The 16,328-nt window shown below is 73.8% G+C and carries 16 protein-coding genes and 1 pseudogene; 8 read left to right on the forward strand and 9 right to left on the reverse strand.

Annotated elements, in window-relative coordinates:
* Window positions 1–13 precede the first annotated feature (13 nt).
* Window positions 14–1,354: an ATP-binding protein gene (locus tag GA0074692_RS18190; RefSeq protein WP_245730355.1), complete on the forward strand. Its 1,341-nt coding sequence runs from the start codon at window positions 14–16 to the stop codon at window positions 1,352–1,354.
* Window positions 1,355–1,493: 139 nt separating this feature from the next.
* Here the strand turns inward: GA0074692_RS18190 and GA0074692_RS18195 are convergent, their stop codons facing one another.
* Window positions 1,494–1,712: a hypothetical protein gene (locus GA0074692_RS18195; protein WP_091646229.1), complete on the reverse strand. Its 219-nt coding sequence runs from the start codon at window positions 1,710–1,712 to the stop codon at window positions 1,494–1,496.
* Window positions 1,713–2,027: 315 nt separating this feature from the next.
* Complete coding sequence (locus tag GA0074692_RS34805; RefSeq protein WP_176738491.1) at window positions 2,028–2,204, reverse strand: hypothetical protein; 177 nt, start codon at window positions 2,202–2,204, stop codon at window positions 2,028–2,030.
* Between the two features lie 230 nt (window positions 2,205–2,434).
* Between GA0074692_RS34805 and GA0074692_RS18200 the strand changes: the two genes are divergently transcribed.
* Together GA0074692_RS18200 and GA0074692_RS18205 are read left to right on the forward strand one after the other, a co-directional pair.
* Window positions 2,435–3,280, forward strand: a complete 846-nt coding sequence (locus GA0074692_RS18200) for a helix-turn-helix domain-containing protein (protein ID WP_091646231.1) — start codon at window positions 2,435–2,437, stop codon at window positions 3,278–3,280.
* A 2-nt stretch (window positions 3,281–3,282) separates the two neighbouring features.
* The gene (locus GA0074692_RS18205) at window positions 3,283–3,513 is read left to right on the forward strand and encodes a DUF397 domain-containing protein (RefSeq protein WP_091646234.1); all 231 of its coding nucleotides are present in this window, start codon (window positions 3,283–3,285) and stop codon (window positions 3,511–3,513) included.
* A 109-nt stretch (window positions 3,514–3,622) separates the two neighbouring features.
* Here GA0074692_RS18205 and GA0074692_RS18210 read toward each other — a convergent pair whose 3' ends face one another.
* The 4 genes from GA0074692_RS18210 to GA0074692_RS18225 are packed head-to-tail and all read right to left on the reverse strand — an operon-like array spanning window position 3,623 to window position 7,290.
* Entirely contained in the window at window positions 3,623–4,402 is a 780-nt protein-coding gene (locus tag GA0074692_RS18210) for a putative protein N(5)-glutamine methyltransferase (protein ID WP_091646237.1), read from the reverse strand.
* Window positions 4,399–5,526, reverse strand: coding sequence for a cystathionine gamma-lyase (locus GA0074692_RS18215; RefSeq protein ID WP_091646239.1), 1,128 nt, complete (start codon window positions 5,524–5,526; stop codon window positions 4,399–4,401). The genes GA0074692_RS18210 and GA0074692_RS18215 overlap by 4 nt, the downstream gene beginning before the upstream one ends.
* 10 nt (window positions 5,527–5,536) lie before the next feature.
* Window positions 5,537–6,535 carry an NAD(P)H-dependent glycerol-3-phosphate dehydrogenase gene (locus tag GA0074692_RS18220; protein ID WP_091646242.1) on the reverse strand — a complete coding sequence of 333 codons (999 nt, stop codon included), beginning with the start codon at window positions 6,533–6,535 and terminating at the stop codon, window positions 5,537–5,539.
* A gap of 23 nt (window positions 6,536–6,558) precedes the next feature.
* Window positions 6,559–7,290, reverse strand: a complete 732-nt coding sequence (locus GA0074692_RS18225) for a lysophospholipid acyltransferase family protein (RefSeq protein ID WP_091646245.1) — start codon at window positions 7,288–7,290, stop codon at window positions 6,559–6,561.
* A gap of 122 nt (window positions 7,291–7,412) precedes the next feature.
* Between GA0074692_RS18225 and cofC the strand changes: the two genes are divergently transcribed.
* The 5 genes and pseudogenes from cofC to GA0074692_RS18250 all read left to right on the forward strand — a co-directional run bounded on the left by cofC (window position 7,413) and on the right by GA0074692_RS18250 (window position 13,230).
* Window positions 7,413–8,051, forward strand: a complete 639-nt coding sequence (gene cofC / locus GA0074692_RS18230; RefSeq protein ID WP_245730356.1) for a 2-phospho-L-lactate guanylyltransferase — start codon at window positions 7,413–7,415, stop codon at window positions 8,049–8,051.
* A 24-nt stretch (window positions 8,052–8,075) separates the two neighbouring features.
* The gene (locus GA0074692_RS18235; RefSeq protein WP_176738492.1) at window positions 8,076–8,273 is read left to right on the forward strand and encodes a cold-shock protein; all 198 of its coding nucleotides are present in this window, start codon (window positions 8,076–8,078) and stop codon (window positions 8,271–8,273) included.
* Window positions 8,274–8,615: 342 nt separating this feature from the next.
* Complete coding sequence (locus GA0074692_RS18240) at window positions 8,616–10,799, forward strand: RNA degradosome polyphosphate kinase (RefSeq protein WP_425413393.1); 2,184 nt, start codon at window positions 8,616–8,618, stop codon at window positions 10,797–10,799.
* A gap of 27 nt (window positions 10,800–10,826) precedes the next feature.
* Window positions 10,827–12,362 carry a CYTH and CHAD domain-containing protein gene (locus GA0074692_RS18245; RefSeq protein ID WP_091646252.1) on the forward strand — a complete coding sequence of 512 codons (1,536 nt, stop codon included), beginning with the start codon at window positions 10,827–10,829 and terminating at the stop codon, window positions 12,360–12,362.
* Window positions 12,350–13,230, forward strand: a pseudogene (locus GA0074692_RS18250) (NUDIX hydrolase). The gene GA0074692_RS18245 and the pseudogene GA0074692_RS18250 overlap by 13 nt, the downstream one beginning before the upstream one ends.
* A gap of 139 nt (window positions 13,231–13,369) precedes the next feature.
* Here the strand turns inward: GA0074692_RS18250 and GA0074692_RS18255 are convergent.
* The 3 genes from GA0074692_RS18255 to leuC all read right to left on the reverse strand — a co-directional run bounded on the left by GA0074692_RS18255 (window position 13,370) and on the right by leuC (window position 16,322).
* On the reverse strand, window positions 13,370–14,098 hold the full coding sequence (locus tag GA0074692_RS18255; RefSeq protein ID WP_176738493.1) for an HU family DNA-binding protein: 729 nt from the start codon (window positions 14,096–14,098) through the stop codon (window positions 13,370–13,372).
* 174 nt (window positions 14,099–14,272) lie between these two features.
* Window positions 14,273–14,860: a 3-isopropylmalate dehydratase small subunit gene (leuD, locus tag GA0074692_RS18260; protein WP_091653691.1), complete on the reverse strand. Its 588-nt coding sequence runs from the start codon at window positions 14,858–14,860 to the stop codon at window positions 14,273–14,275.
* 16 nt (window positions 14,861–14,876) lie between these two features.
* Window positions 14,877–16,322, reverse strand: a complete 1,446-nt coding sequence (leuC, locus tag GA0074692_RS18265) for a 3-isopropylmalate dehydratase large subunit (protein WP_091646257.1) — start codon at window positions 16,320–16,322, stop codon at window positions 14,877–14,879.
* Window positions 16,323–16,328 lie beyond the last annotated feature (6 nt).

Here is a 16,328-nt window from a genome sequence, read left to right on the forward strand (position 1 = left end):
CTACCCTGCCCTGGTGACCAGTGCCGACCCCTTGATCGCCAGCCTCACCGCCGCCGTGGACGCCCGTCCGGACGATCTCCCGCTGCGCCTGCACCTGGCCGGTCTGCTGCTCGACGCCGGACGCGCCGGCGAGGCTATCGCGCACCTCGGGCAGGCGCTCACCCACGATCCGGGCAACACCGGGGCGCAGTCGCTGATGCAGCGGGCGCTGGGCGTACCACCGGCCGGACGTGTCACCACGGGCGCCGGCGGCGCCCCGAGCCGAGGCGGCGCACTGCCGGCGCCAACCCCCGGCACGCCGCCGACGCCGACCGCCGGGGCACCGGGCAGCGCCGGGCGGGCGGTGGACGGGACCGCCCCGGAGCCGCCGGCGGATCCGCTGGCCGCGTACGAGCGGGAGCTGGCGGACGTCGTACCGCCCCGGTTCGTCCGTTCCGGGGACGAGCCGGAGCCGGTGACGGGTGACGCGGACCGGGCGTACGACGTGGAGGCCTCGACGGTCCGGCTGGCCGACGTGGGCGGGATGGGCGCGGTCAAGGAGCGGCTGGAGCTGGCCTTCCTCGGTCCGCTACGCAACCCTGAGCTGCGCCGGATGTACGGCAAGAGCCTGCGCGGCGGCCTCATGCTCTACGGCCCGCCCGGCTGCGGCAAGACCTTCCTGGCCAGGGCGGTCGCCGGGGAGATGGGCGCGAAGTTCCTGTCCCTGTCCATCGTGGACGTGCTGGACATGTGGATGGGCAACTCGGAGCGCAACCTGCACGAACTGTTCCAGGCGGCCCGCCGCAACGCCCCCTGCGTGCTCTTCCTCGACGAGGTCGACGCACTGGGGCACAAGCGGTCCAAGGTCACCTCCAGCTCGATGCGGACGGTCGGCAACCAGCTCCTGGCCGAACTGGACGGGATGGAGGGCAACAACGAGGGCGTCTTCGTGCTGGCCGCCACGAACACCCCGTGGGACGTGGACGCGGCGCTGCGCCGGCCGGGCCGGCTGGACCGGATGGTGCTGGTGCTGCCGCCGGACGCCGAGGCCCGTCGGGCGATCCTGGAGTACCACCTGCGGGACCGGCCGATCGCCGGGATCGACCTGCGGAAGGTGGTCGCCGCGACCGAGGACTTCTCCGGCGCGGACCTGGCCCACCTCTGCGAAACCGCCGCCGAGTTCGCGATGGCCGACTCGGTACGCCGGGGCGAGGTGCGGATGATCGGTCAGGGCGACCTCGACCGGGCGCTGAAGGAGGTCCGACCGTCGACCCGCCCGTGGCTGGCGACCGCCCGCAACGTGGCCATGTTCGCCAACGAGGGAGGCGTCTACGACGACTTGGTCGCCTACCTGAAGCGGCGCCGGATGCTCTGAGCCAGCCGGATGCTCTGAGCCAGCCGGTCCGCCCAGGCCGGCGGGAGCACCCGGCCGGCGGAGAACCGGGGTCCACCCAGGCCGCCGGGGGACCCGCCGGGGCAGCAGCCACCCGGCCGGTCAGCAGCCACCCGGCCGGTCAGCAGCCGCCGTAGCGCCGGCCGACGGCGATCACCTTGACCCGCTGTCGGCCGGCACGGACCATGCCGAGCGCCATGAAGGCGGCCGCGATCCGGTCGGCTGCGGCCCGGCTGCTGGCGCTGACCACCTGCCGCCGCCGTTCCGGCATGGTCCGCTCGTTGCGCCTCGCGCCGTTGACCGGACGGACGTCGGTGAGCACCACCAGGAACCGGGTCATCGTCGCCCACCGTCCCCCCGTCCGGTGCCCGCCCGGCGACCCTCCGCACGCCGCGCCACGTCATCCCCCGCGCGACGCGGCATGTCCCCCTCCGCGCGCTGCGCCAGGTCACCCCCCGCGTGCCGCGCCGTGCCACCCCCCGCGTGCCGCGCCGTGCCACCCTCCGCGTGCCGCGCCGCGCCACCCCTCGCGCGACGCGGCACGCCGCACCGCACCACCGCTGCCGCCGCCGGCCGGCCCTCCCGGGCGCGCGGTGCCGCCTCCCGGTGGGGGCGGGGGCGGTCGGCCCGGGTCCGGTGGTACGGGCTGTCGGGGTCAGGACGCACGGCGCAGCTCCTCGGGCTCGGCCGTGGTGGCGGCGAGGCCACCGAACCGGTCCCGGCAGACGTACGAGAGGTTGGCGTGGATCCACGTGCCGTCGTTGTCCCGCAGCACCGGGCACGCGCACCAGCGGCAACGCGACACCCGAGGCCAGCAGCCGGTGGCGGTCATCCCATTCCTTCCCGGTGCGCTCTGGTGGGAGACACGTGGTGATCGGGTGGGGGAGTGGATACCCGACCACCACGCGTCTCATTTCCCCTCCGTCGCTCACCACCACCGTCGCCACGACCACCGGCGGTGAGGACTCGATGACAAGTTGACACCTTGACCGGCGTGAATGCAACTCTCATGCACCTCTCTCTCATGCACGCATTCCCATGGATCTGTGCGACGATCGGCACATGGCACCGAAGACCGCCCGAGCCCGCCGGCTCGGCATCGCGCTGCGCAGTCACCGGGAGGCGGCCGGCCTGACCCTCGAGGCCGCCGCCGACGAGATCAACAGCACCCGCAGCACCCTCTCCCGCTACGAGAACGCCCAGACGCTGGTCAGCCCGGCCACCGTCCGGGCGCTGCTCACGCTCTACCGGGTCGGCCCGGAGGACGTCGAGGCCGCCGTCGCGCTGGCCAAGGACGCCCGCAAACCCGGCTGGTGGGTGTCCTACTCGTACGTCCTCGACAAACGGACGATCGACTTCATCGCCCTGGAGGCCGAGGCGAGCGCCATCGCCAACTTCGAGCCGTCCGTGGTGCCGGGCCTCCTCCAGACCGCCGACTACATCCGAGCGGTGATGCGGGGCGGCCCGCACACCCTCACCGACGAGGGGGTCGAGCAACGGGTGAAGGCCCGCCTGGACCGGCAGCAGCGGCTCACCGGCACCGACCCGCCCATCTTCGACGCGATCATCGACGAGGGCGCGCTGCTACGGCCGGTCGGGGACCGGGCCGTGATGGAGGCGCAGCTCGACCACCTGCTCAAGATGATCGAGCTGCCCAACGTCACCGTCCAGGTCATCCCGCTGACCGCCGGCTACCACCGGGGCACCCGGGGCTCCCTGCACATGCTGGAGTTCCCCGACCCGGAGGACCCGATCATCGCCTCGGTCGAGACGGTCGCCGGTCAGATGATCCTCGATCGCCCCGGTGACCTGCGCACCTGCACCAAGATCATGGAACATCTCCGGAGCGTCGCGCACAGCCCTGCGGCGAGCCGCGACCAACTCGTCCGACTCCTGAAGGGACGCTGACCTTGACACCGACGACCCGCGCGACGCTGGCCACGGCCGCATGGCGCAAGAGCAGCCACAGTGGAGACGAGGGCGCCTGCCTGGAGCTGGCGGTCATCACCCCGGCCGTCCGGGACTCCCTCGACGCCGTCGCCGTCCGGGACTCCAAAGACCCGGCCGGCCCGGTGCTGCTCTTCGGACCGGCCGCCTGGGCGGCCTTCACCACCGCTCCCCCGACCCGACCCGAGTCCTGACCTGCCGGACCCGAACACGGCCTCGCCCAGCGATTCGTCTCCGTTTCGCCGATACTGCGGTATCCGTCGGCCCTGGATGCCGCAGTATCGGCGAAATCTGCCGCCGGGACTAACCGAGGCGCGCGGTGACCGCCGTGGCGTCGAGTTCCGCCGAGCGGGTCACCGTCGGCGTCAGACCACACCCGACCAGGTCCGCGCAGAGCCGGTCGACCTGGCTCTCGCCGACCTCCACCACCAGATGCCCGCCCGGGGCGAGCCAGCGCACCGCGTCCCCGGCCAGCCGGCGCAGCACGGCGAGCCCGTCCGATCCGCCGTCCAGCGCCACCGTGGGCTCGTGCAACCGAGCCTCGGGCGGCATCAACCCCACCGCCGTCGTCGGCACGTACGGGGCGTTGGCCACGACCAGGTCCAGCCGGCCCCGCCAGTGCGCCGGCAGCGGGTCGAACAGGTCTCCCTCGTACACCGGCACGCCCGGCCCGGCCAGGTTGCGCCGGGCGCAGCGGACGGCGGCCGGGTCGACGTCGGCGGCGGCCTGCCAGCGGGGCCGCAGCCGATGGGCCAGCAGCAGCGAGACGGCCCCGGAGCCACAGCAGAGCTCCACCACCGCCGGTTCCGGTCCGGCCACCGCCTCGGCGGCCGAGACCAGCAGCGCGGTCCGCCGACGCGGCACGAACACCCCCGGTTCGACGGCCACCCGCAGCCCACCGAACTCGACCCAGCCGAGCAGGTGTTCCAGCGGCTCCCCGGCCACCCGGCGGTCGGCCAACGCGGTCAGCGCGGCGGGGGTGTCGGCGGCGGCGACGAGCAGGTCCGCCTCGTCCTCGGCGAAGACGCAGCCGGCGGCACGGAGCCGGCGCACGAGGGCGGAGTGGTCAGGATGCCCGGTCACGCCGGCCGCGCGGCGTCCAGCGCCACGGTCAGGTCGGCCACCAGGTCGGCGGGGTCCTCCACCCCGCAGGAGAGTCGGACGAAGCCCGGCGTGGTGTCGTCACCCCACTGGGCCCGCCGGTCGGCGGTGGTGTGCAGCCCGCCGAACGAGGTGGCGGCGGCGACCAGCCGGGACGCCGACACGAACCGGGCGACCCGGTCCGCGTCGCCGAGGTCGAACGAGACGATCCCCGGCAGCCGGCGCATCTGGACCGAGGCCACCGGATGGGCCGGGTCGTCGGGCAGCCCCGGCCAGCGCACCCCGGTCACGTCGGGGCGTCCGACGAGCAGCCGGGCCACCGCCTCGGCGTTCACCGACTGCCGGGCCAGGCGCAGGTCCAGGGTGGCCAGCGAGCGGTGTGCCAGCCAGGCGTCGAACGCGCCGGGCACCGCGCCGGTGGTGGTCCGCCAGGCGGTCACCGTCTCGACGATGTCGGCCGACCGGCTGGCGACGTAGCCGAGCAGCAGGTCGGAGTGGCCGGTCAGCGCCTTGGTACCGGAGGCGACCACCAGGTCCGCGCCGAGGTCCAGGGGACGCTGCCCGAGCGGCGTCGCGGTGGTGTTGTCCACCGCCAGCAGCGCGCCGGCGGCGTGCGCCTCGGCCGCCAGCGCGGGGATGTCGCAGACGTCCAGGCCGGGGTTGGCCGGGGTCTCCACCAGCACCAGGCGTACGCCGTCCAACGCCGGGTACGGCCCGGCGGTCGGCGCGAAGCGGACGTCCACCCCCATGCCGGCCAGGGTCTGCGTGGCGAACGCCCGGACCGGGAAGTACCCGTCGGCCGGGAGCAGCACGGTGTCCCCGGGGCGCAGCACAGCCAGCAGTAGCCCGGTGATCGCGGCCTGCCCGCTGGCGAAGACCCGGCAGTCGCCACCCTCCAGTTCCCCGATCGCCGACTCCAACAGCCGTCGGGTGGGGTTGTCCGGTCGGCCGTAGCCGTTCGGGCTGGCCGCCGGCCCCTGCCACGGGTCGAGGTGGTACGGCGCGGCGAAAACCGGACCGGGCAGGAACGGCTGCCCGGGAGTCGGCTCGGGCAGCCCGGCATGTACGCAGCGGGTGCCGTCCCGCCAGTTCTGTTCCCCCGTCACGACACCATTCTTACTCCGGCTTCGTGGTCCGGCTCATCAGGGCCGGGACCGCCAGGCGCGGGTCGACGCCCTCGTGGCAGACCCGTTCGACCTGCTCGGTGATGGGCATCTCCACTCCGTGCGAGCGGGCCAGGTCGCGGATCGCCAGGCAGCTCTTGACCCCCTCGGCGGTCTGCCGGGTGGCCGCCTGCGCCTGTTCCAGGCTCTCCCCCCGGCCCAGGTGCTCGCCGAAGGTGCGGTTGCGGGACAGCGGCGACGAGCAGGTGGCGACCAGGTCGCCCATGCCGGCCAGCCCGGCGAAGGTCAACGGGTCCGCGCCGAGCGCCACGCCCAGCCGGGCGGTCTCGGCCAGCCCACGGGTGATCAGCATGGCCCGGGTGTTGTCCCCGAAGCCCATCGCGGTGGCCATGCCGTACGACAGGGCGATCACGTTCTTGACCGCCCCGCCCAGCTCGCAGCCGATCACGTCGTCGTTGGTGTACGGCCGGAAGTACGGCGTGGTGACCGAGTTCTGCACCAGCGTGGCCCGGGCGACGTCGGTGCCGGCGACCACGGTGGCGGCCGGCTGCCCGGCGGCGATCTCGGGAGCGAGGTTCGGGCCGGAGACCACCACCACCCGGTTCGCCGCCACCTTGGCGGCCTCCACGATCACCTCGCTCATCCGCTTGGTGGTGCCCAGCTCGATCCCCTTCATCAGGGAGACCAGGGTGGCGTCCGGGGCCAGGTGACCGGCCCACTCGGCCAGGTTGCCGCGGAGCGTCTGGGAGGGCACCGCCAGCACCACCACCTCGGCCCCGGAGATCGCCTCGACGGCGTCGCCGGTGGCCGTCACCCGGTCCGGTAGCCGCAGGTCGGGCAGGTACTCCGGGTTTCGCCCCTGGGACCGGATCGCCTCGGCGACCGGTGCCCGTCGCGCCCAGATCGTCACCTCCCGGCCCGCATCGGCGAGGATCTTGGCGAACGCGGTGCCCCAGGACCCGGCCCCGAGCACCGCCACGTGTCCGCTCATCGAAGCCGGATCCCTTCTCGCGGTCACGCGCCACCCCCGGATCGCTCGACGTCGTCCCGGCTCGGCCGGGCCGCGAGCGGCGGGGGTGTGCCACCCCGGATCCCGGCCAGCAGGTCCCGGATCCGGAGCATGATCTCGTCGGTCATCTCCTCCAGGGTCGCCCTCGTCGGCGGTGTGTTCATCCAGCGGCTCAGGTCGACCGGCGGGCCGGCGGCCACGGTGACCGGGATCCTCGGCCGGAGGTTCACCCGACCCCGCCGGGGATCGAAGATCTTCTCCGGACCCCACATCGCGAGCGGCACCACCGGAGCGCCGGTGGCCAGGGCGAGCCGGGCCGCGCCGGTCTTGCCACGCATCGGCCACAGGTCCGGATCACGGGTCAACGTGCCCTCCGGATAGACGATCACCGCGCCACCCTCGCCGAGCGCGGCGACCAGGGCGTCGAGCGACCGGGCGGCCTCCACGGTGCCCCGCTCGACCGGGATCTGGAGGCAGCGGTGCAGGATCCGGCCCACCACCGGCACCCGGAAGACGCTGGCCTTACCGAGGTAGCGCGGCCAGCGGCCGGCGTCGTAGACATAGTGCGCGGAGCAGAGCGGGTCGGCGTACGAGAGATGGTTGGGGACGATGATCACCCCACCGCTGCGCGGGATGTGCTCCATCCCGAGCCAGGTGCGGCGGGTCCAGACGGTCATCACGGGCTTGACCACCACCACGGCGAACCACTGCCAGAATCCCAGCCCGCGCCGTGCCACCCTGTCTCCTCCTTCACCGCCCACGCCCACGCCCACACCGTGACGCCCGCAGCGAAATCATGCCTGCTTCCCCCGGACGGGGCCAGCGAGGGTGCCGCCGCCGGCTGGGGCAGGATGGACCGGTGACCGAGCCGAGCTGGACCGTGGTGGTACCGGTGAAGCGCCTCGAGGTAGCGAAGAGCAGACTACGCGGCGCTCTGCCGGGCGTACCGCACGAGTCCCTGGCCCTGGCCCTCGCCCTGGACACGGTCCGCGCGGTGCTCGCCTGCGACGCAGTGGCCGCCCTGCTGGTGGTGACCGACGACCCCCGGGTCGCCCCGGCGGTCCGGGCGGCGGGGGCCCGGGTGCTGCCGGACGTCCCGGACGCCGGCCTCAACGCCGCGCTGCGGCACGGCGCGGCGGCCGCCGGCGGTCCGGTGGCCGGGCTCACCGCCGACCTGCCCGCGCTGCGCCCGGCCGAGTTGGGCGCCGCGCTGCGGGCCGCCGCCGATCCGGGGGTACGCCACTTCGTCGCCGACTCCCCCGGCGACGGCACCGTGCTGCTCACCGCGCCGGCCGGCGTACCGCTGGACCCGCGCTTCGGGGCCGGCTCGGCCGGCGCACACGCCGCCAGCGGGGCACTCCCCCTGACCGGCGGGTGGCCGACCCTGCGCCGCGACGTGGACACCCCGGCCGACCTGGCGGAGGCCACCCGGCTCGGGCTGGGCCCCCGCACGGCCGCGCTCGCCGTCCCCTCCTGCCCGGCCGCCGCCCCCGGCTGACCCGCCGGGTGTACGGTGCTGGGCATGCAGGGCACGGTGGCCACCTTCGACGGCACGACACGCACCGGGACGCTGCTCCTCGACGACGGCACCGAGCTGTCCTTCCCGGCCCGCGCCTTCGACGCCTCCGGGCTGCGCCTGCTCCGCCTCGGCCAGCGGGTCCGCATCGACCGGGACGCCACCGGGGAGGTCGTCAGAGTGACCTTGCCGACCATGGACTGACCTGGCCTGCGGAAGTTCGTTTTACGTTCACCTTCGCCGGGTCATTATGGCGAGGTGAGCACCCCTGCACGCCGCCGCCCGGCCCGCCCACGCCGTACCCCCGAACCGCCCGGGACGACCGACGCCGGTCCGACCGACGACGCCCCGGCCGCTGCCCCCGGCGACCGGCCGGCCAGCACCACCGGCGGGACGCTCCGGCGGAGCCCCTCGCGCAGCCGCCCGGCCGGCAGCGCTGCCGGTGCCGCCCCGGGTGGCGAGGCCGCCACGACCGCGAGCGACGTCGACGGCCGGATCAACGACGGCCAGCCTGAGCAGGGCGCCGGCGGCGCCGCGTCCGCCGGGGTGGAGGAGGTCACCGACCCGGGTCGGGTTCCGCCGGCCGACGCCGGTGCCCCACCGGACGCCGCTGTCACCCCTTCGGCCGGGCCGGACGCCGCGGACGCGGGCGAGCCGGCGCGGGAGCCGCTACCCGAGGACCGGTTCCTCAACCGGGAACTCTCCTGGCTCGACTTCAACGCCCGGGTGCTCACCCTGGCCGAGGACCCGCGCACCCCGCTCCTGGAGCGGGCGAAGTTCCTGGCCATCTTCGCCAGCAACCTCGACGAGTTCTACATGGTCCGGGTCGCCGGGCTGAAGCGGCGACTCTCCGCCGGTCTGCCGGTGCGCGGCGGCGACCGGATGCCGCTGCGGACCCAGCTCGACCTGATCGTGGAGAAGACCGCCGGCCTGGCCGCCCGGCACGCGAGCTGTTTCGTCGACGACGTCCAGCCGAAGCTTGCCGCCGAGGACATCCACCTGCTCGGCTGGGCCGACCTCGGTGACCCCGAACGGGAGCGGCTGCGCACCTACTTCCGGGAACAGATCTTCCCGGTGCTGACCCCACTGGCCGTCGACCCGGCGCACCCGTTCCCGTACATCTCGGGACGGTCGCTCAACCTGGCGGTGACGGTGCGCGACCCGCACGGCGGTGCGGAGCTGTTCGCCCGGGTCAAGGTGCCGAACAACGTCCCCCGGTTCGTCCGGGTCTGCCGGGACCTGCCCGGGGTGCGGTTCCTGCCGGTCGAGGAGCTGATCTCGGTGCACCTGGGGCAGCTCTTCTCCGGCATGCAGGTGGTCGAGTGCCATCCCTTCCGGGTCACCCGCAACGCCGAGCTGGAGGTAGACGAGGATCGGGACGAGGACCTCCTCCAGGCCCTGGAGCGGGAGCTGGCCCGACGCCGCTTCGGCCCGCCGGTACGCCTGGAGGTGGCCGCCTCCATCTCCGACCACATGCTGGAGCTGCTCGTCCGGGAACTGGACATGGCCGCCACCGACGTGCTGCGGGTCCGTGGCCTTCTGGACCTCTCGGCGCTCTGGCAGCTCTACGGCGAGGCGGACCGTCCCGACCTGAAGGACCCGCCGTTCGTCCCGGCCACCCATCCCCGGCTCACCGAGGGCGAGGTCCCGCGCAGCGTCTTCGCCACCCTCCGGGACGGGGACGTGCTGGTGCACCACCCGTACCACTCGTTCGCGACCAGCGTGCAGCGCTTCGTCGAGCAGGCCGCCGCCGACCCGAACGTGCTGGCCATCAAGCAGACCCTCTACCGCACCAGCGGCGACTCCCCCATCGTGGACGCGCTGGTCGACGCCGCCGAGGCCGGCAAGCAGGTGGTGGTGCTGGTCGAGCTGAAGGCCCGGTTCGACGAGGTGGCGAACATCGGCTGGGCCCGGACCCTGGAACGGGCCGGCTGTCACGTCGTCTACGGCCTGGTGGGGCTGAAGACCCACTGCAAGACCGCCCTGGTGGTCCGGCAGGAGGGCAACCAGATCCGCCGCTACTGCCACATCGGCACCGGCAACTACCACCCGAAGACCGCCCGGCTCTACGAGGATTTCGGCGTGCTCACCGCCGACCCCGAGATCGGCGCGGACCTGACCGACCTGTTCAACGTGCTCACCGGCTACAGCCGGCAGACCACCTACCGGCGGTTGCTCGTCGCCCCGCAGGGCATTCGGCGGGGCCTGATCGAACGGATCGAACGGGAGATCACGCACACCCGGCTCGGCGCGCCCGGCCTGGTGCAGATCAAGGTGAACTCCCTGGTCGACGAGGAGGTCACCGACGCGCTCTACCGGGCCTCCCAGGCCGGTGTGCACGTGGACCTGATCATCCGGGGGATGTGCACGCTGCGGCCGGGCGTACCGGGGCTGTCGGAGAACATCCGGGTACGGTCCATCCTCGGCCGGTTCCTGGAGCACTCCCGGATCTTCCGGTTCGGCAACGACGGTGCGGCGGAGTTCTGGATGGGCTCGGCCGACCTGATGCACCGCAACCTGGACCGCCGGGTGGAGGCGCTGGTCCAGGTGAGCGACCCGATCGCCCGCGCCGAACTGGACCACGTGCTCACCGCCGCGATGAGCCCCGAGGTGGACGCGTTCGAGCTGGCCGCCGACGGGACGTGGAGCCGCCGGCAGGGCGTCCCGGACACGCCGCCGCAACACCTCCAGGAGTTGCTGCTGCGCCGGGTCGGCGGCACCGCCGGCTGACCGGGCGTCCCGTTCTAGTCTGGGGCGATGGTCGAACAGGAGCGCAAGTACGCGGTGCCGGCCGACTTCCGGCTGCCGGACCTGTCCCCCGCCGTGCCCGCCGGTGGCCGGGTCGACAGTCCGGCAACGGCGACCCTGGTCGCCACCTACTTCGACACCGCCGACCTGCGACTGGCCCGGGCCGGTGTCTCGCTGCGGCACCGGGAGGGCGACAATCTGCCCTGGACGGTGAAGCTCCCCACCGGTTCCCCCGGGATCCGGCACGAGATATCGCGTCCGGGACCGTCCGACGCCGTGCCGGCGGAGCTGACCGCGCTGGTGACCGGATACCACCGGGGCGCACCGCTGGCCCCGATCGCCCTGGTCAGCACCGTCCGGGAGCGCCGCGAACTGCGCGACGGCGACGGCGCGCTGCTCACCGAGGTGGTCGACGACCGGGTGACCTCGGTGGCCGCCGGGGGCGCTACCGGGGTGGTCGACCTCGGCTTCCGGGAGGTGGAGGTCGAGCGCGGCAGCGGCGACGAGGACCTGCTGGACCGGGTGGACGCGCTGCTCACCGCCGCCGGGGCGCGGCCGGCGGAGTTCGTCCCGAAACACGTACGGGCACTCGGGCCGGCCGCCCGGCGGGCACCGGACCTGGTTGGACCGGGCGAACTGCCGGCGAAGCCGACCGCCGGTGACGTGGTCACCGGGGCGATCCGGCGTGGAGTGCGCCGCATCCTCCGATACGACCCGCTGGTCCGGCTCGGCCCGGAAGCCGGCGACGTCGACGCGGTCCGGAAGATGCGGGTGGGTGCCCGGCGGCTCCGCAGCGACCTGCGCACCTTCGCCCCGCTGCTCGACGCCGCCTGGGCGGGTGGCCTCACCGACGAACTGCGGTGGCTCGGCGAGGTGCTCGGTGAAACCCGGGACGTCGAGGTGCTCCGCGCCCGGCTGCGGCGCACCGCCGGAGCCGACCCGGTCAGCCCGCTCGACGAGGGCGCGCTGAACCGCCTGGACGCCGCGCTCGCCAGCCGGCAGCAGCAGGCCGACGCCGCCGTGGCCGACGCGCTGCGCTCGCCCCGCTACCTCGCCCTGGCCGAGTCCCTGGTGGCGGCGGCCCGCGCGCCCCGGCTGAACCGGAAGGCGGACGCCCCGGCGGAGCAGGCGCTGCCCCGGCTGGTCCGGAAACCGTGGCGCAGGCTGGCGCACGGCACCGGGCGGTACGGCGGCGTGCCCGCGCTCGAGCCGCTCGGGCCGGACGAGCAGTGGCACGACGTCCGCAAGGCGGCCAAGCGGGTCCGGTACGCGTTGGAGGCGGTCGCCCCGGTGCTCGGCTCGGGTGCCGGGAAACTGGCCCGGGCGGTCCGGGAGAGCCAGACGCTGCTCGGCGCGCACCAGGACGCGGCGGTGGCCGCCGAGATCTGGACGGCGCTGGCCCTGGCGCAGCCGGCCGACCCGGCCCTGGCGGTGACCGCCGGCCGGCTGGCCGAGCGGGAACGGGCCGAGGTCCGCCGGGTCCGCGCCGACTTCCCGGACACCTGGCGTCGAGCGGTACGCCGCCGGAAGGGCTGGCTGCGGTGAACGTCATCCGGGCGGCAGGCGGGGTGCCGTGGCGTCCCGCCGCGACCGGCGGCCCCGAGGTCTGCCTGGTGCACCGCCCCGGTACGGGGACTGGTCGCTGCCAAAGGGCAAGCTGGAGCCGGGGGAACACCCACTGCTCGCCGCGGTTCGCGAGGTCGCCGAGGAGACCGATGTCCAGGGGGTGCCGCAGGTCCGCCTGCCGAGCGTCTCGTACCGCAGCGAGGGCCGTCCGAAGGTGGTCGACTACTGGTCGGTGCGGGCGGTCGCCGACGGGGGCTTCCAGGCCGGCACCGAGGTCGACGAGGTGCGTTGGCTGCCGGTGGCGGCGGCACTGGAGCTGGTGAGCTACGTACACGACGCCGAGGTGCTGCACGCGTTCGCCGCCCTGCCGCCGGTGACCGGGACGGTGGCCCTGGTCCGGCACGCGCACGCCGGGGCCCGGGGCACCTGGTCCGGGCCGGACACCGCCCGACCGCTCGACGCCACCGGCCGCTCCCAGGCGCGTACGCTCGCCCGGCTGGTGGCCGCGATCCGCCCGGCACGCCTCGTCTCCGCCTCGCCCCGCCGCTGCGTGCAGACCCTCGGCCCGCTGGCCGAGCTGCTGGACCTGCCGATCGAGGTGGACCGTGACCTGGACGAGCCGGAGCCGGGCCAGCAGCAGGTGGAACGGGCGCTGGCCGCCGCGGCCCGGCTGACCGTACTAGCCGGCGCGGGCGGGCCGGTGGCGGTGTGCAGCCAGGGCAAGGTGATCCCGCCGGCCCTGGAACGGTTGACCGGGGGGACGGACGACTTCACCACCGCCAAGGGCGGCGGCTGGTTGCTGGCGTTCACCGCCGACGGCCTGCTCCCACCCGACCGCCTCCTCTGACGGACCCGCTTCTGGCCCCGACCGCCTCGGTCCGGCACGTCCCGACCGCCTCGGCCCCGGCACGTCCCGGGCGGGCCGCCCCGCCTCCCACGACAAAGGGCGCCCACCTCAGATGGTGGGCGCCCTCGGTCGGTCCGGGTCAGCGGGTGGCAGCCTTCTTCGCCGGTGCCTTCCGGGCCGGCGACTTCTTCGCCGCCGTGCTCTTCGCCGCCGCGCTCTTGGTCGCCGTGGTGCCGGCCTTCTTCGCGGCGGTCGTCTTGGCGGTGGTCTTCTTCGCCGCCGCGCTCTTGGTGGCCGTGCTCTTGGTAGCGGTGCTCTTCTTCGCCGGGGCGGCCTTCGTGCCGGCCGCCTTGGCACCGGCGGCCCTGGTCGTCTTGGTCGCCTTGGTCGCGGCCTTGGTGGCCGCCGGGGCGGCCTTGGTCGCGGCCGTGGTCTTCTTCGCGGCGGCCGCCTTCGTGGCCGTCGCCTTGGCCCCGGCGGCCTTCGCGCCGGTCGCCTTCGCCCCGGCGGCCTTCGCGCCGGTTGTCTTGGCTGCCGCCGTCGTCTTCGCGGCGGTCGTGGTCTTCTTCGCGGCGGCGGTGGTCTTCGGCACCTTGCCGCTGGCCACCAGCTCCTTGAAGCCGGCGCCCGGACGGAAGGTGGGCACGGATGTCTTCTTGACCTTCACCGCCTCTCCCGTGCGGGGGTTGCGGGCTGTTCGGGCGGCGCGTACCCGCTTCTCGAACGCTCCGAAACCGGTGATGGACACCTTCTCGCCCTTCGCCACCGCCGCCTGGACCTCAGCGAGGACCGCGTCGAGCGCCGCAGTCGCCGACTTCCTGTCCCCCAGGCGAGCGGCGAGCGCCTCGATGAGCTCGGCCTTGTTCACGACTTCCTCCCGATTGTGCAACTGACTCGACGCGAGCCATTCTGCGCGCACGGTATGCCCTCTGCCGCCCGGACACAAACATTCGGTGGAAAAAAGCCCTTGTGTCGTAACGGATTCGCCCCCGCCGGCAGAGCCGACGGGGGCGAAAACCCAAGGCGCGGGTAGGCCTTCCGGCTAGCGCAGGACGGGCAGGAACGGCATCCGGCGAGCCTCGTACGCGCCGATCTCCGCCTCATGGCGGAGGGTCAGTCCAATGTCGTCCAAGCCCTCCATGAGCCGCCAACGGCTGAAGTCGTCCAGCGGGAATGACCAGGTGTCCGCCCCGACCCGGACCTGGCGGGCGGCCAGGTCGATGGTGACCGGGGTGGTCGGGTCGGCCTCGAGCCGATCCCACAACTCTTCGACCGTCTTCAATTCCAGCTCGACCGGGAGGAGACCCTCCTTCAACGCGTTGCCGCGGAAGATGTCACCGAAGCGGGGCGAGACCACCGCGCGGAACCCCCAGTCCCGCAACGCCCACACCGCGTGTTCGCGGGATGACCCCGTGCCGAACTCGGGGCCAGCGACGAGAATCGATGCGCCGGAATAAGAGGAATCGTTCAACACGAATCCCGGGTCCTCCCGCCACGCGCTGAAGAGACCATCGGCGAAACCGGTTCGGGTCACCCGCTTGAGGTACACCGCGGGAATGATCTGATCCGTGTCCACATTGGAGCGCCGCAATGGCACTGCGGTGCCGGTGTGCGTGGTGAGCCTGTCCATCGTCCCAGTCATCCCTTCACAGATCGGCCGGCGCGGCCAGCCGGCCGACCACGGCGGTGGCGGCGGCGACCGGAGGCGACACCAGATGGGTACGCCCGCCCCGGCCCTGCCGGCCCTCGAAGTTTCGGTTGGAGGTGGAGGCGGACCGCTGCCCCGGCGAGAGGGTGTCCGGGTTCATGCCCAGACACATGGAACAGCCGGCGAAGCGCCACTCCGCCCCGGCGTCGGTGAAGACCGCGTCCAGCCCCTCCGCCTCGGCGGCCAGGCGGACTGCGGCGGAGCCGGGCACCACCAGCATCCGCACGCTGTCGGCGACCTTCCGTCCGCGCAGCACGTCCGCCGCGGCGCGGAGGTCCTCCAGCCGGCCGTTCGTGCAGGAGCCGACGAAGACCACGTCCACCGGGAGGTCGCGCAGGGCGGTGCCGGGCCGCAGGTCCATGTACTCCAGCGCCCGCCGGGCGGCGGTCCGCTCGGCCTCGGTGGTGAACTCCTCCGGGTTCGGCACCACGGTCCCCAGCGGGGCGCCCTGGCCCGGGTTGGTCCCCCAGGTGACGAACGGCGTCACCTGGGCGGCGTCCAGGGTCACCTCGGCGTCGTAGACGGCGCCCTCGTCGGTGGGGAGGGTCCGCCAGTACGCCACCGCGGCGTCCCAGTCGGCTCCCTGCGGCGCGTTCGGCCGCCCCTCGAGGTACGCGAAGGTGGTCTCGTCCGGGGCGATCATGCCGGCCTTCGCGCCCCACTCGATGGACATGTTGGCGATGGTCATCCGTCCCTCCATGGACAGCGACCGGATCGCCTCCCCCCGATACTCCACGATGTGGCCGCGACCACCGCCGGTGCCGACCTGCGTGATCAGCGCGAGCACCAGGTCCTTGGCGGTGACGCCCGGGCCGAGCTCACCGACGACGTTCACCGCCATGGTCTTCGGGCGGGCCTGCGGCAGGGTCTGGGTGGCCAGGACGTGTTCGACCTCACTGGTGCCGATACCGAAGGCCAGCGCCCCGAACGCGCCGTGGGTGGCGGTGTGCGAGTCGCCGCAGACGATCGTCATGCCGGGCTGGGTCAGCCCGAGCTGGGGTCCGATGACGTGGACGATGCCCTGGTTCTCGTCACCCAGCGGGTGCAGCCGTACGCCGAATTCGGCGCAGTTGCGGCGCAGCGTCTCGATCTGGGTACGCGAGGTCGGGTCCGCGATCGTGAGCAGGTCACCCCGACGCTGGCGGAACGCCGGGTCGGCGTACCCGGTCGGGGTGTTGTGGTCCTCGGTCGCGATCGTCAGGTCGGTCCGGCGCACCGGGCGCCCCGCGAGCCGGAGGCCGTCGAACGCCTGCGGGCTGGTGACCTCGTGCAGCAGGTGCAGGTCGATGTAGAGCAGGTCGGGCTCGCCCTCGGCTGATCGCACGACGTGCGCGTCCCAGACCTTCTCGGCCAAGGTCTTTGGCTTCGGAGTGACTCCCACCATCTGGAC

The organism is Micromonospora pallida (genome assembly GCF_900090325.1).
Lineage (GTDB): Bacteria > Actinomycetota > Actinomycetes > Mycobacteriales > Micromonosporaceae > Micromonospora > Micromonospora pallida.